Origin of the sequence: Achromobacter deleyi, from assembly GCF_902859705.1 — a bacterium.
In the GTDB taxonomy this organism is placed as follows: Bacteria; Pseudomonadota; Gammaproteobacteria; order Burkholderiales; family Burkholderiaceae_B; genus Achromobacter; species Achromobacter deleyi.
Genome location: NZ_CADIJO010000022.1, coordinates 1 through 14,420, shown reverse-complemented (window position 1 = coordinate 14,420; position 14,420 = coordinate 1). Strand labels below are relative to the sequence as shown.

Here is a 14,420-nt window from a genome sequence, read left to right as displayed (position 1 = left end):
GAAAAAGAGCGCCCGAAGGCGCTCTTTGCTTGACGGTTCAGGCAGCGGGCCAGGCCCGCGCCATCACGCCATCAGTCCAGCTTGATGTTCTGCTTCTTCACGACGTCCTTCGCCCAGTCGTACTGCTCTTTGATTTCCTTGGCGAATTCTTCCGGCGTGTTGCCCGACGGGGCCGAGCCCTGATCGTCCAGCGCCTTGATGACCTTCGGGTCCTTCAGGGCCACGACAGCGGCGTCACGCAGCTTGTTCACGACTTCCATCGGGGTGCCCTTGGGCGCCAGCAGGCCATACCAGACCGGCTGGTTCAGCACGGGGAAGCCGGCTTCCTTGAAGTTCGGCACGCCCTTGAGCGACGCGATGTCTTCCGGCCACGCGATGGCCATGGCGCGCAGCTTGCCCGCCTGGATCTGCGGCATGGAGGACGGCAGGTTGTCGAACAGGATTTCGATCTGGCCGCCGACGGCGTCGGCCACGGCCGGGCCCGAACCCTTGTAGGGCACGTGCACGATGTCGGTGCCCGTGGCCATCTTGAACGATTCACCCATCAGGTGCAGCACGCCGCAGGTGCCCGAGCTGCCGTACGAGTACTTGCCGGGGTTCTTCTTGAGTTCTTCGACGAAGCCCTTGAAGTCCTTGGCCGGGAACTTCGGGTTCACGGCCACGACGTTGGCGGTGTTGGCGAAGTTGGTGACGGCCTGGAAGTCCTTGATCGGATCGTACGGCAGGTCGTTGGGGCGGCACGCCGGGTTCACGGCCATGGTCGACACGGTGGCGATCGACAGCGTGTAGCCGTCCTTGTCGGCACGAGCGGCTTCGGCCGCGCCGATGGCGCCGCCTGCGCCGCCCTTGTTTTCAACGACCATCGGCTGACCCAGTTCCTGGCTCATGCGCTGCGTCACGAGACGGGCGATGATGTCGGTGGAACCGCCCGGCGCGAACGGCACGATGACGCGAATCGGCTTGCTGGGATACTTGTCGGCGGCGTGGGCGACGGAAGCGCCGAGCGTGCCTGCGGCACCGGTTGCCACTGCGATGGCCAGAGCCAGGGAGCGAACTTTATTCATGGGTGTGTTTCCTCCAAGTGTGCGAGCCCGTATGTGAACGGACCGTTTTGTGGTGCACCCGCCTGTGGGCGGGTCAGCAGTTAACGGTGGGGGCGCATTGCTTAGTGTGCAGGGCAGAAAGCCGTGCTGTTTATGAGTTGCTTGTGGCACACGCGCCCGCCGGAATGACGGAGAATAGCAGCAAATGCTTACAGTCGCATAGGACGCCGGTCCCCGGCCCAGACCTCGAAAAAAACACATCACACTATGTCGGTCGCACTGCTGGTTTTCCCTGATTTCTTGCTGGTCGCGCTGGGTTGGGCGCTGCGCCACAAACTGAATTTCTCACGCGAGTTTTTCGCCGGCACCGAGCGGCTGGTGTACTTCGTGCTGTTCCCCGCGCTGCTCTTTCAATCGATCCTGCGCACGCCGATCAGCGCGGGCAATGCCGCAATACTGTTGCAGGCGACGGCGGCAGTGATCGTGTCGGGCGTGGCGCTGTCGTGGCTGGCAGGGCTGGTGCTCAAGCCGTCGTCGTTGGGGCTGGCGTCGTCGGCGCAATGCGGCTTCCGGTTCAACACGTATATCGGGCTGGCGCTGTCGGCGAGCCTGGGCGGCGCGCAGGGGCAGACGGTGATGGCGCTGATCATCGGCTTCGCGGTGCCGATGGCGAATGTGGCGGCGGTGTACGGGTTGGCGCGGCACAACGGCGGCAATCTGCTGCGCGAGCTGGCGCGCAATCCGCTGGTGGTGTCGACGCTGGCGGGGCTGGCGTGCAATCTGGCGGGGCTGCATTTGCCGGGGCCGGTGGATACGGTGCTGGCGCGACTGGGCGCGGCGGCGATCGCGTTGGGGATTCTATGCGTGGGGGCCAGCCTGGCCTGGGAAGGCGGCAAGGGGTACGGGGGGTTGATTGCCTGGATGCTGGTGGTGAAGCTGGTGGGATTGCCGCTAGTGGCGCTGGGGGTGGCTGGGTTGCTGGGGTTGCCTGCTTTGGAGGCGCGGATGCTGTTGTTGTTTGGGGCGTTGCCTACGGCTTCTGCGGCTTATGTGTTGGCGATGCGGATGGGGGGGGATGGGCGGATGGTTGCCGTCTTGATTTCCCTTGGAACGTTGCTTTCTGCTTTGACGATTCCTTTGTGGATGATGCTTGCTGGGGGGCGTTGATTTTTTGCTTGCGGTGATTATTGCTTCGTAGGTCGCTCCTCGGGGTGGCGGCTTGCCGAGCGGGCGCCCACGATTGCGGTCCGGAGCCTTCGCTCCGGACTGCCCCTTCGTCATCTTCGTTGTCGCCTTCGGCGACTGCCTTCAGATTCCCTCGGGCGCATCGAGGTTGCCCGCTCGGCAAGCCGCCACCCCGAGGAGCTACGTGCGTCTGGGATTGTTGCGCTGCTAGGTCTGGGCTTGCGTGAGAGATTTGCGGGGCCCGCCAAAACCGGCTGCGCGGGCAGCCGGTTTTTGCATACGCGGTGTCTTGCGTCGCGGCGGTGATCGCTGCGCGCTGACGGGGAGCCTTACTTGCCGGCGTTCGTCATGCTGCCGGGGACGACCCACTCGGCGAATTGGGCTTCGGTGACGTAGCCCAGGGCCAGGGCGGACTCTTTGAGGGAGAGGCCTTCCTTGTGGGCTTTCTTGGCGATCTGGGCGGCCTTGTCATAGCCGATGTGCGGGTTCAGGGCGGTGACGAGCATCAGCGAGCGGTCGACGAGTTCCGCGATGCGTTCGCGGTTCGGTTCGATGCCGGCGGCGCAGTGTTGGTCGAAGCTGGCCATGCCGTCGGTCAGGAGGCGCACCGATTGCAGGAAGTTGTGGATCACCAGGGGCTTGTAGACGTTCAGTTCGAAGTTGCCGCTGGCGCCGCCGATGTTGATGGCGACGTCGTTGCCCAGGACCTGGGCGGCCAGCATGGTGATGGCTTCGCACTGGGTCGGGTTGACCTTGCCGGGCATGATCGAGCTGCCGGGTTCGTTTTCGGGGATGCTGATTTCGCCCAGGCCGGAACGCGGGCCGCTGGAGAGCCAGCGCACGTCGTTGGCGATCTTCATCAGGCCGGCGGCCAGGGACTTCAGGGCGCCGTGGGCGAACAGCAGGGCTTCGTGGGAGGCCAGGGCCTGGAATTTGTTGGGGGCCGAGACGAAGGCGGTTTCGGTGGCGTGGGCCAGTTCGGCCGAGACCTTGGCGCTGAATTGCGGGTGGGCGTTCAGGCCGGTGCCGACGGCGGTGCCGCCGATGGCCAGCTGGTGCAGGCCGGGCAGCGTGGCGCGGATCTGTTGTTCGGCCAGGTCGAGCTGGGCGACGTAGCCGGACAGTTCCTGGCCCAGGGTCAGGGGCGTGGCGTCCTGCAGGTGGGTACGGCCGATCTTGACGATGTCGTAGAACTCGGCGCTCTTGGCGGCGAAGGTGGCGCGCAGGGTCTTCAGGGCCGGCAGCAGGTGGTGTTCGACCTGGACGGCGGCGGCCACGTGCATGGCGGTGGGGAAGGTGTCGTTGGACGACTGGCCGCGGTTGACGTGGTCGTTGGGGTGGACCTTGCGTTCTTCGCCGCGCACGCCGCCCAGGATTTCCGAGGCGCGGTTGGCCAGCACCTCGTTCATGTTCATGTTGCTTTGCGTGCCCGAGCCGGTCTGCCAGACGGACAGCGGGAATTCGTTGGGCCACTTGCCAGCGATGACTTCATCGGCGGCGCGGATGATGCCGTCGGCGATCTTGGGGTCGAGCTCACCCAGGTCGGCGTTGACCTTGGCGGCCGCGCGCTTCAGGCGCGCCATCGCGTTGACCAGGGGCTCGGGCATTTTCTCGGTGGAAATCGCGAAAAAATGCAGCGAGCGCTGGGTCTGTGCGCCCCAGAGGTGGTCTTCGGGGACTTCGATGGGGCCGAAGGTGTCTTTTTCGATGCGGGTCTTCATGGCGCTTACAGCTCCGTAGCAGCGTCCGTCGCGGTCGGCGGAGGAGCCGCCAGGCACGACTTATTTGAGAATAGCAATCACTTATAGATTAGCAGAAACCCGAATTCCTATAATTGCGTTCAATCCGCGTTTCCATCCTGATCTTTTACCACTCGCCCACTGCCCCGCGCCATGTCCGCTCCCCTCAGCAGCCTGACCCTGCACCTGCCCGACGAAGCCGCTACCGACGCCCTCGCGCGGCAGCTGGCGCCGCTTGTTTCCGGCAAGCAAACCGGGCTGGCAGGCGCATGTATCCATCTTCAGGGGGACCTGGGGGCAGGAAAGACGGCCTTCACCAGGGCATTGTTGCGCGAATGCGGCATCACAGGCCGAATCAAGAGTCCAAGCTACGCGCTGCTTGAATCCTATAAAGTTTCTAACTTATACTTCTATCATCTTGATTTTTATAGATTTAGTGATTCGCGCGAATGGTTGGACGCAGGATTCCGGGATTTACTGCGTGAAGATGCGGTCGTTTTGATCGAATGGCCGGAGCGGGCCGAGGGTCTTTTGCCCCCGCCCGACCTGCAGATTTCCCTGGCTTATGCCGGCCTGGGACGCGACGCCACCCTGACCGCGTACACCGCTCGAGGACAAACATGGTTGAACGCGATTGTCCCCCCGCCCGTCACGGCGCCCTCCCCGCAGCAGGCGCCACCCGACGCCGCCTGATCAGCGTCGCCGCCACCCTGCTCGTGCTGCCGGTGGTGCCGCGGCTGGCCCAGGCCGCCACGATCCTGGCGGTACGTACCTGGCCGGCCGATGAATACACCCGAGTCACGCTCGAACTCGACAGCGAGCTCAAGGCCGAACAATTCACCCTGGAAAATCCCCACCGCCTGGTGGTCGATATCGAGGGTCTGACCCTGAGCGCCGCACTGAACGACCTGGTGTCCAAGGTCCGGCCCGACGATCCCTACATCCAGAGCCTGCGCGTGGCGCAGAACCGCCCGAACGTGGTGCGGCTGGTGTTCGACCTGAAGCAGGCCGTGGCGCCGCAGGTGTTCACGCTGAAACCGGTGGCGGACTACCAGTACCGCCTGGTGCTGGATCTGTACCCCAAGATCGCCCAGGACCCGCTGGTCGCCATCCTGAACAAAAGCGGCCCCGACGCCGACGATCCGCTGGCGCGCATCCTGGAAGACATCCAGCGCAACCCGGCCACCCGCGCCGACCCGCCCGAACCGCCGCGCGTGCGCGGCCAGCAGCCGGCCCCGCCCCTGGCGGTGCCCAAGGCGCCGCCGGCCACCGCGGGCCGCGGCAAGCAGCGCATGCTGACCATTGCGCTGGATCCGGGCCATGGCGGCGAAGATCCCGGCGCCATCGGCAGCAGCGGCCTGCGCGAAAAAGATGTGGTGCTGCGGATCGCGCGGCGCTTGAAGCAGCTGATCGACAGCCAGCCCTATATGCGCGCCTACCTGACGCGCGACGACGATTTCTTCGTCCCGCTGCATGTGCGCGTGCAGAAGGCCCGGCGGGTCCATGCCGACCTGTTCGTGTCGATCCACGCCGACGCCTGGATCAAGCCTTCAGCCAATGGCTCGTCGGTGTTCGCGCTGTCCCAGCGCGGCGCATCCAGCACCCAGGCGCGCTGGATGGCCGACAAGGAAAACGCGGCCGACCTGATCGGCGGCGTCAACCTGGGCAGCCACGACCGCCAGGTGGCCAAGGTGCTGCTGGACTTGTCCACCACCGCGCAGATCAACGATTCGCTCAAGGTCGGCAACGCCTTCCTGGACGAGATCAAGAAGATCAACCGGTTGCACAAGAACAGCGTGGAACAGGCCGGCTTTGCCGTCCTGAAGGCACCGGACATCCCGTCGGTGCTGGTCGAGACCGCCTTCATCAGCAACCCGCAGGAAGAGGCGCTGCTCAAGACCCAGGCGCACCAGGAAAAGCTGGCGCAGGCCATGATGACGGGCATCCAGCGCTACTTCACGGCCAACCCGCCGCTGGCGCGGCTGGGCGACGTCAGCTGACCCCGGCTGGGCCCCTGCGGGCCCGCTTGCCGGCCTCGGACGAAGGGCTTCGCCGCCCCTGACCTGAGCGCCGGGACAAAAAAAGCCATGTGCACGCACATGGCTTTTTTCTTGGCGGCGCGCTCGCCCTACCCGCCCCGGCGCGCGCGCAGCAGCTTGAACAGCGCCGCCCCCACCACCGGCACGATGGCCGCGGCCAGGCCCAGCAGCACGATGGTGTTCAGGTACTCCTTGACCAGCGGGATGTTGCCGAAGAAGTAGCCCGCGGCCACCAGGCTGATGACCCAGAGCAGCGCGCCCAGAATGTTGAACAGCTGGAAGCGCGACAGCGGCATGTCGGCCACGCCGGCCACGAACGGCGCGAACGTGCGCACCACCGGAATGAAGCGCGACATGACGATGGTCTTGCCGCCATGTTTTTCGTAGAAGGCGTGGGTGCGCATCAGCGCGCCGCGGTCCAGGAAGCGCAGGTTCATCGAAAACACGCGCGGCCCGAAATAGCGGCCAACGGCGTAGTTCAGGGTATTGCCCGTGACGGCCGCCACGATCAGCAGCGCCGACAGCAGAATCGGGTCCAGGCTGCCCGTGGCGCCGAAGGCGCCGGCAATGAACAGCAGCGAATCGCCCGGCAGGAAAGGCAGCACCACCAGCCCGGTCTCGGCGAAGACGATCAGGAACAGCACCAGATAGACCCACACGCCGTATTGCTGGACCCAGACGCCCAGCGTCTGGTCGATGTGGAGCACCATTTGGAAAAAATCAAGCATTGATACGGCCCTGAAAGCAGTTGGGGAACCAGCCAGGAAATATAGCCCACCGGATCGATGGGCAAAATCAACGGGCAAAAATCAAGAGGCTAAAATCATCCCTGTAGCTACACCGGGACACCCCATGACAGAACGCCGCTCCATTCTTGCACTTCCCGACCTGCTGATCAGCCAGATCGCCGCGGGCGAAGTGATCGAGAGACCCGCTTCGGTGCTCAAGGAAATCCTTGAAAACGCCATCGACGCGGGCGGGCGCGCGATCGAAGTCCGCCTGGAAGGCGGCGGCATCCGCCGCATTGCGGTCACCGACGACGGCGGCGGCATTCCGCCCGAAGAGCTGCCGCTGGCCCTGGCGCGCCATGCCACCAGCAAGATCCGCAACCTGAACGAGCTGGAATCGGTGGCGTCCATGGGGTTCCGCGGCGAAGCGCTGGCCTCGATCGCGTCGGTGGCCCAGGTGTCCATCATTTCGCGCACCCGCGACGGCGAGCACGCCTGGCAGATCGATGCCGGCAGCATGCAGGTCGGCCCTGCCTCGGGCCCGCCGGGCACCACCGTTGACGTGCGCCAGCTGTTCGACGCCGTGCCGGCGCGGCGCAAGTTCCTGCGCTCGGAGGCCACGGAATTCGGCCATTGCGTCGACGCCATGGAGCGCATCGCCATGGCGCATCCGCAGATCGCCTTCCGCCTGTTCCACCATGACCGCGCGCAGCGCCAGTGGCTGCCCGCCGAACCGCCGCAGCGCATCCGCGATGTGCTGGGCGCCGAATTCGCCGAACACGGCCTGCTGCTATCGCACAGCGTGGGCACGGTCAGCCTGGCCGGCATGATCACCCGCCCCACCGCGGCCCGCGCCCGCGCCGACCGCCAGTACCTGTACGTCAACGGCCGCTACGTGCGCGACCGCACGGTCAGCCACGCCCTGCGCGCCGCTTACGCGGACGTGCTGCACGGCGACCGCCAGCCGGCCTATGTGCTGTTCCTGGACATCGACCCCGCCGCCGTGGACGTGAACGTGCACCCGGCCAAGCACGAAGTGCGTTTTCGCGACAGCGGCGCGGTGCACCGGTTCGTGACGCACGCGGTCAGCCAGACGCTGGCGCAGACGGGCGGCTCGTCGGCGGTGGCCCCGGCCGGCGCCGCGCGCGATGAAGAATTCGAGACCGTGGCGCCGGCGGGCACGCCCGCGGGCGCAGCCGTGCCCGCAGATGGCGCGGCAAGCGCACCGGCTGCCCTGCATGCGGCCGGCGAAGCCTCGCCCCGCCCCGGCTACACCGGTGCCGGCAGTGCCGCCCCGTACGGCCTGCGGCCCTCGCCCACCGCGCCGCGTCCGCACACGCAGGTGCCGTTCCGCCTGCATGCGGAACCCGCCGGCATCCCCGTGGCCGACTGGCAAGCGCTGTACCGCCCGCTGAACGACGACACGGCCCCGCGCACCGAACCGCTGCGCGATGCGGCCACACCGGTTGCCCCGCAAGCCCCGGCCGTCTCCTCCCTGCCCGCCGACGAAGAGCATCCGCTGGGCATGGCGGTGGGCCAGTTGCACGGCATCTACATCCTGGCGCAGAACCGCCGCGGCATGGTGCTGGTGGACATGCACGCCGCGCACGAACGGGTGGTCTACGAGCAGCTCAAGCAGGCGCTGGACGCCCGCAGCCTGCCGCGCCAGGACCTGCTGGTGCCGGTGGTCTTCCACGCCCAGGAAAAGGACGTGGCAGTGGTCGAGGAATTCGAGGAACAGCTCGAAGACCTGGGCTTCCAGATGCGGCCGTCGGGGCCCACGTCGATCGCCGTGCGCTCGGTGCCCGCCATCCTGGCGCGCGGCGACATCGAGACGCTGGCCCGCGCCGTGCTGCGCGACCTGGCCGGCGTGGGCGTGTCGCGCCTGCTGACCGAGCAACGCAACGAGCTGCTGTCGACCATGGCCTGCCATGGTTCGGTGCGCGCCAACCGCAAGCTGACGCTGGAAGAAATGAACGGCCTGCTGCGCCAGATGGAAGCGACCGAGCGCGCCGACCAGTGCAACCACGGCCGCCCGACCTGGGTGCAGTGGTCCGTGTCGGACCTGGACAAGCTGTTCCTGCGCGGCCAATAGATCTTGCCCGTGCCGTCCCCCGCCCCCGTCGTCATCTGCCTGGCCGGCCCCACCGCCGCCGGCAAGAGCGCATCCACCCTGGCGCTGGCCGAACGCTGGCCGCTGGAAATCATCAACGTCGATTCCGCCACGATCTACCGTGGCATGGATATCGGCACCGCCAAGCCGTCGCTGGCCGAACAGGCGCGGGTGCCGCAGCACCTGCTGGACATCCGCGACCCGGCGCAGTCGTATTCCGCCGCCGAATTCCGCACCGATGCGCGCCGCCTGATCGACGAGATCCGCGCGCGCGGCCGCATTCCGCTTCTGGCGGGCGGCACGATGATGTACTACAAGGCGCTGCGCGACGGCCTGGACGACCTGCCGCAGGCCGACCCCGCGCTGCGCGCCGAACTCGAAGCGCGCGCCGCCCGCCTGGGGTGGCCGGCGCTGCACGCCGAGCTGGCCGTGCTGGACCCCGTCACGGCGGCGCGCCTGGCGCCCAACGACAGCCAGCGCATCCAGCGCGCGCTGGAAATCTGCCAGTTGTCGGGCCAACCCATGTCCGCCCTGCTCAGCCGCGGCCAACGCCCGCCCGACGACGACGCCGACCGCTACCTGACCATCAGCCTGGAACCCTCCGAGCGCGCCGCGCTGCACGCGCGCATCGAGCAGCGCTTTGACGCCATGCTGGACAACGGCCTGCTGGACGAGGTGCGCGGCCTGCATGCGCGCGCCGACCTGCACCCGGGCCTGCCGTCGGTGCGCTGCGTGGGCTACCGCCAGATGTGGGCCCACCTGGATGGCGAGATCAGCCTGGACGAGGCCCGCGAACAGGGCATCGCCGCGACCCGCCAACTGGCCAAGCGCCAGATCACCTGGCTGCGTGCCCAGCCCGAACGCATCATCGTCGACTGCCTGGCGGCCGACGCGGTGGCGCAGACCATCGACGCAGTGGCCGTAGCGCTGGATAACAGGATATCGGACTGATGGACATCCACGACGCGAACCAGGCCTTTGCGGCCCAGCTGCACAAGCAGGACAAGGCCCTGATCAGCAAGATCCAATGGCTGCTGCAGGAGCGCCCGTTCACGCTGAACCCGGGCGTTTCCAGGGAAACCGTGGACGCCATTCATTTCGAGTACGACTGGGAGTCGTTCGCCCCCGTCGCCATTCCGTTGAACACGCGTTCGGGCTACTGCGGACGCGGCCTGCCGCTGGCCTTGCCGGCCCCGCTGATTCCGCCGGCCGTCGACGCCGCGCTGGACGAGGCCATGGACAACGAAGACGATGACTTTGGCGACGACGTGCGCGAAGCCATGACCGACACCTATGTCGCGTGGTTCCAGGCGGCCTGGCGGGACGCGCGGGCCGCCAACCCCTCCCTGCGCGGCTTTCTGTCCGTGCACGACACGATCTGGCGCACGGATCTGGATACGGGCGAGGAATTCCGCGAGGACGCGGGCCGGGTCAAATTCTTTTGAGGGCCCGGTGAAATGAAAAAACCCGCCACCAGGGCGGGTTTTTTTACGCGAGCCTGCCGGCTCAGACCACCACGGTCTGGGGCATGCCGTCAGTTTGCTCGACGATCTCGCCCAGCTTGCTGACCGTTTCGCCCTGCTCGCGCAGGGTGGCGGCGATGGCGTCGGCCTGGGCCGGGTCCACCACCAGCACCATGCCGATGCCGCAGTTGAAGACGCGGTACATCTCGGTGTCTTCGACGCCGCCCTGGGCTTGCAGCCACTGGAACAGCTTGGGCATTTCCCAGCTGTCGCGCTGCAGCTTGGCCGCCAGGCCGGGCTGCAGGATGCGCGGCACGTTGTCCAGCAGGCCGCCGCCGGTGATGTGGGCCAGGCCCTTGATGGCGGTGCCGTGCTTGGCCAGCGCCGCCAGCACCTGCTTGACGTAGATGCGGGTCGGGGCCATGACCACGTCGACCAGCTTCTGGCCGTGGAAGTCGTCGTCGGGCTTGGCGCCGGCGCGTTCCAGGATCTTGCGCAAGAGCGAATAGCCGTTGGAATGCGCGCCGCTGGACGCCAGGCCCAGCACCACGTCGCCGGTCTTGATCGACTTGCCGTCGATGATGGCCGACTTTTCGACCGCGCCCACCGCGAACCCGGCCAGGTCGTATTCGCCGTCCGGGTACATGCCCGGCATTTCAGCGGTTTCGCCGCCGATCAGGGCGCAACCCGACAGCTCGCAGCCCTTGGCGATGCCGCCCACCACCGACGCCGCCGTGTCCACCGAAAGCTTGCCGCAACCGAAGTAGTCCAGGAAGAACAGGGGCTCGGCGCCCTGCACCAGGATGTCGTTGACGCTCATGGCCACCAGGTCGATGCCGACCGTGTCGTGGCGGTTCCAGTCGAACGCCAGGCGCAGCTTGGTGCCCACGCCGTCGGTGCCCGACACCAGCACCGGCTCTTTGTAGTGCTTGGGCACTTCGAACAGGCCGCCAAAGCCGCCGATACCGGCCAGCACCCCGGGGCGCATGGTGCGCGCCGCGAGCGGTTTGATACGGTCGACCAGGGCGTCGCCCGCGTCGATGTCGACACCGGCATCGCGGTAGGTCAAGGGAGCTTTGGGTTGATTCGTCATGAGAAATGCCGTGGGGTATGTAACAATTGCTGGGAATTTGGGTGGAACGCCCTGCATTTTACGATGTTGCGGCCCGGTCCAGGCTGACGGGCGCCGAAAGCCGCCCGGGGCGGGCGGGCCGGCAGGTCGGCATTTTCGCGCAAACCCAAGCCAGGCAAAGGGCTTGGACGCGACACCGCCCCCCCGGGTGGTTTAAAGTGTAGGGTTGGCCGATAGCGATTTTGCCAGTTTCTGGCGGGCAATGCCGCCTTCGGCCTTGGGCAAGAGCCAACGCCCCGCGTCACCCGCCTGATCGATAACCTCTCATGAACCGCCAGCTGCTGCTTGACGTTCTTCCCGCGCCAGCGCCATCGCTGACCAATTTCATCGCCGGTCCCAACGGAGAGGCGCTGGCGGCCGTGCGCACGCTCGCCCCGGGCCGCGCGCTGTATATCTGGGGTTCCGCCGGCTGCGGCCGCAGCCACTTGCTGCGCGCCCTGACCGCGCGCCCGGACGCCGTCTACATCGAAGCCGCCAACAGCGCCAACATCCTGCGGGTGCTGGCCGAAGCCGATTCCAAGTCGCCCATGCCCAAGTTCGTGGCCGTGGACGACGTGCACCGCATGGACGAACACCGCCAGGCGGGCCTGTTCGCCCTGTACAACCGCTGGCGCGAATCCGCCGCCACCGGCCGCGCCTTCGCGCTGGCCGTGGCCGGCGACCGCGCGCCCCTGTCGATGCCGCTGCGCGAAGACCTGCGCACCCGGCTGGGCTGGGACCTGGTGTTCCGCCTGGACCCGCTGTCCGACGCCGACAAGCTGGCCGCATTGGCCGCCCAGGCCGCCGAGCGCGGCCTGCACCTGGCGCCCGAAATTATCAATTGGATGCTCACGCACCACGAGCGCGACATCCGCAAGCTGGCCGCCTTGCTGGACGCGCTGGACCGCTATTCCCTGGCCACTGGCCGTCCCATCACCCTGCCCCTGTTGCGCGCCATGCTCGCAGACCCTGATTCACAACGCCCATGACCTCCCGACGTCTCGCCCTGTTCGACCTGGATCACACCCTGTTGCCGCTGGACAGCGACTACCAATGGGCCGACTATCTGGCGCGCACCGGCCGCGCGGGCGACCCCGACCAGGCCCGTCGCCGCAACGACGACCTGATGGACCGCTACAACCGCGGCGAGCTCACCGCCGAGCAGGCCGCCGAGTTCATGCTGGGCCTGTTGGCCGCGCACGCGCCGTTCGAACTGGCCGCCTGGCACGAGGAATTCATGGCCGAGGTCATCCGGCCGTCGATCACGCCCGCCGCGCGCGAGCTGGTCGAATCGCACCTGGAAGCCGGCGACCTGTGCGCGGTGGTCACGGCCACCAACAGCTTTGTCACCGCCCCCATCGCCCGCGCCTTCGGCGTGCCCCACCTGGTCGCCACCGACGCCGAAGTCCAGCGCGGCCGCTACACCGGCCGCATCCTGGGCACGCCCAGTTTCAAGGAAGGCAAGGTGGTGCGCGTGAACGATTGGCTGGGCGCCATGGGATTAGGACTTGCAGATTTTTCGGAATCGTTTTTCTATAGCGATTCGGTCAATGATGTCCCGCTGCTCGAAAAGGTGACCCGTCCGATCGCCGCCAACCCCAGCCCGACCCTGCGCAAGATCGCCCAGGAACGCGGCTGGCAAGTGATCGACCTGTTCGACCACGTCATAGATGCCAAGTCCTAAATGATCACCGAAACCATAAAAAAATTCGTCGGCCGACTGTTCGCGCCGACAGCCCGGGGGCCTTTGCGCATCGGACGCGACAAGCACGGCATCGACCGGCGCAACGTGTCGCGCCACGCTATCAAGGTGTGCGAGGTATTGCGCCAGCATGGCTATGAAGCCTATATCGTCGGCGGCGCCGTGCGTGACCTGATCGTCGGCCTGGAACCCAAGGACTTCGACGTGGCCACCAATGCCACGCCCGAGCAGATCCGCCCGCTGTTTCGCCGCGCCCGCATCATCGGCCGCCGCTTCCAGCTGGTGCACGTGGTGTTCGGCCAGGAAATCATCGAAACCTCGACCTTCCGGGCCCCGGCCTCGGAAGACCAGGAAACCGACGAACACGGCCGCATCCTGCGCGACAACGTGTTCGGCTCGCACGAAGAAGACGCGGCCCGCCGCGACTTCACCATGAACGCGCTGTATTACGACCCGCACAACGAGGAAGTCATCGACTTCCACAACGGCGTGGCCGACCTGAAGAAACGCCAGGTCCGCATCATCGGCGACCCCGCCAAGCGCTACCGCGAAGACCCCGTGCGCATGCTGCGCGCGGTGCGTTTCGCGGCCAAGCTCAACGGCACCATCGATCCGGCCACGCGCCAGCCCATCCGCACGATGGCCAACCTGATCGAAAACGTGCCGGCCTCGCGCCTGTTCGACGAAATGCTCAAGCTGCTGACCTGCGGCCACGCCATGGACTGCCTGCGCCAGCTGCGCGCCGACGGCCTGCACAACGGCCTGTTGCCGCTGCTGGACGTGGTGCTGGAACAGCCCGGCGGCGAGAACTTCGTCGAACTGGCACTGGAACGCACCGACGCCCGCGTGCGCGCCGGCAAGACCATCAGCCCCAGCTTCCTGTTTGCCGCGCTGCTGTGGCAGCAGGTGGACGTGCGCTGGAAGCAGCTGCGCGCCCAGGGCGAGCACACCATTCCCGCGCTGTCTCAGGCGGCCGATTCGGTGCTCGACGAACAGACCGAAAAGCTCGCCATCCAGCGCCGTTTCTCGTCGGACATGCGTGAAATCTGGTTCATGCAGCCGCGCTTCGAGCGTCGCATGGGCAAGACCATCTTCCGCATGATCGAACAACCGCGCTTTCGCGCCGCCTGCGACTTCCTGCAGTTGCGCGCCGCGGCCGGCGAATTCGACAGCGTGCTGGCGCAGTGGTGGATGGACCTGGCCAACGCCGATGACGCCACCCGTGCCGACATGATCGAAGACCTGGGCCGCCAGCCGCGCGACCCGGCCGAGGCGCCCGCGCCGTCGGCGCGCAAGC

At 66.8% G+C, this 14,420-nt stretch carries 13 protein-coding genes; 9 read left to right on the top strand and 4 right to left on the bottom strand.

The features are described from left to right. Window positions 1-71: 71 nt before the first annotated feature. Complete coding sequence (locus HV798_RS24630; RefSeq protein WP_025136738.1) at window positions 72-1,064, bottom strand: tripartite tricarboxylate transporter substrate binding protein BugE; 993 nt, start codon at window positions 1,062-1,064, stop codon at window positions 72-74. Between the two features lie 246 nt (window positions 1,065-1,310). Here HV798_RS24630 and HV798_RS24625 point away from each other — a divergent pair, with 246 nt between their 5' ends. Continuing rightward, window positions 1,311-2,210: an AEC family transporter gene (locus HV798_RS24625; protein ID WP_175190760.1), complete on the top strand. Its 900-nt coding sequence runs from the start codon at window positions 1,311-1,313 to the stop codon at window positions 2,208-2,210. Window positions 2,211-2,557: 347 nt separating this feature from the next. Here the strand turns inward: HV798_RS24625 and fumC are convergent, their stop codons facing one another. Continuing rightward, window positions 2,558-3,949, bottom strand: coding sequence for a class II fumarate hydratase (gene fumC, locus HV798_RS24620; RefSeq protein WP_175190759.1), 1,392 nt, complete (start codon window positions 3,947-3,949; stop codon window positions 2,558-2,560). Window positions 3,950-4,120: 171 nt separating this feature from the next. Here fumC and tsaE point away from each other — a divergent pair, with 171 nt between their 5' ends. Both tsaE and HV798_RS24610 read left to right on the top strand, forming a co-directional pair. After that, window positions 4,121-4,660 (top strand): tRNA (adenosine(37)-N6)-threonylcarbamoyltransferase complex ATPase subunit type 1 TsaE, encoded by a 540-nt coding sequence (tsaE, locus tag HV798_RS24615; RefSeq protein ID WP_025136735.1) that lies wholly within the window; start codon window positions 4,121-4,123, stop codon window positions 4,658-4,660. After that, window positions 4,588-5,967, top strand: a complete 1,380-nt coding sequence (locus HV798_RS24610) for an N-acetylmuramoyl-L-alanine amidase (protein WP_175190758.1) — start codon at window positions 4,588-4,590, stop codon at window positions 5,965-5,967. Before tsaE ends, HV798_RS24610 begins: the two co-directional genes overlap by 73 nt. 128 nt (window positions 5,968-6,095) lie before the next feature. Here the strand turns inward: HV798_RS24610 and HV798_RS24605 are convergent, their stop codons facing one another. Then, window positions 6,096-6,734 (bottom strand): VTT domain-containing protein, encoded by a 639-nt coding sequence (locus HV798_RS24605; protein WP_025136733.1) that lies wholly within the window; start codon window positions 6,732-6,734, stop codon window positions 6,096-6,098. Between the two features lie 124 nt (window positions 6,735-6,858). Between HV798_RS24605 and mutL the strand changes: the two genes are divergently transcribed. Genes mutL through HV798_RS24590 form a run of 3 tightly spaced genes read left to right on the top strand, consistent with a single transcriptional unit; the run spans window position 6,859 to window position 10,292 of the window. Continuing rightward, window positions 6,859-8,829, top strand: a complete 1,971-nt coding sequence (mutL, locus tag HV798_RS24600) for a DNA mismatch repair endonuclease MutL (protein WP_175190757.1) — start codon at window positions 6,859-6,861, stop codon at window positions 8,827-8,829. A 3-nt stretch (window positions 8,830-8,832) separates the two neighbouring features. Continuing rightward, entirely contained in the window at window positions 8,833-9,798 is a 966-nt protein-coding gene (gene miaA / locus HV798_RS24595; protein WP_425486168.1) for a tRNA (adenosine(37)-N6)-dimethylallyltransferase MiaA, read from the top strand. Next, window positions 9,798-10,292 carry a hypothetical protein gene (locus tag HV798_RS24590; RefSeq protein WP_175190755.1) on the top strand — a complete coding sequence of 165 codons (495 nt, stop codon included), beginning with the start codon at window positions 9,798-9,800 and terminating at the stop codon, window positions 10,290-10,292. Before miaA ends, HV798_RS24590 begins: the two co-directional genes overlap by 1 nt. Before the next feature lie 61 nt (window positions 10,293-10,353). Here HV798_RS24590 and purM read toward each other — a convergent pair whose 3' ends face one another. After that, on the bottom strand, window positions 10,354-11,403 hold the full coding sequence (purM, locus tag HV798_RS24585) for a phosphoribosylformylglycinamidine cyclo-ligase (RefSeq protein ID WP_175190754.1): 1,050 nt from the start codon (window positions 11,401-11,403) through the stop codon (window positions 10,354-10,356). A gap of 305 nt (window positions 11,404-11,708) precedes the next feature. On the opposite strand from purM, the gene hda reads away from it, so the two are divergent. The 3 genes from hda to pcnB form a co-directional block, all read left to right on the top strand. Further along, window positions 11,709-12,410, top strand: coding sequence for a DnaA regulatory inactivator Hda (gene hda / locus HV798_RS24580; protein ID WP_175190753.1), 702 nt, complete (start codon window positions 11,709-11,711; stop codon window positions 12,408-12,410). Further along, window positions 12,407-13,105, top strand: a complete 699-nt coding sequence (locus HV798_RS24575; protein WP_025136727.1) for an HAD family hydrolase — start codon at window positions 12,407-12,409, stop codon at window positions 13,103-13,105. Before hda ends, HV798_RS24575 begins: the two co-directional genes overlap by 4 nt. After that, on the top strand, window positions 13,106-14,420 hold a 1,315-nt coding region (pcnB, locus tag HV798_RS24570; RefSeq protein WP_175216581.1), incomplete at its 3' end, for a polynucleotide adenylyltransferase PcnB. It lies immediately after the preceding gene.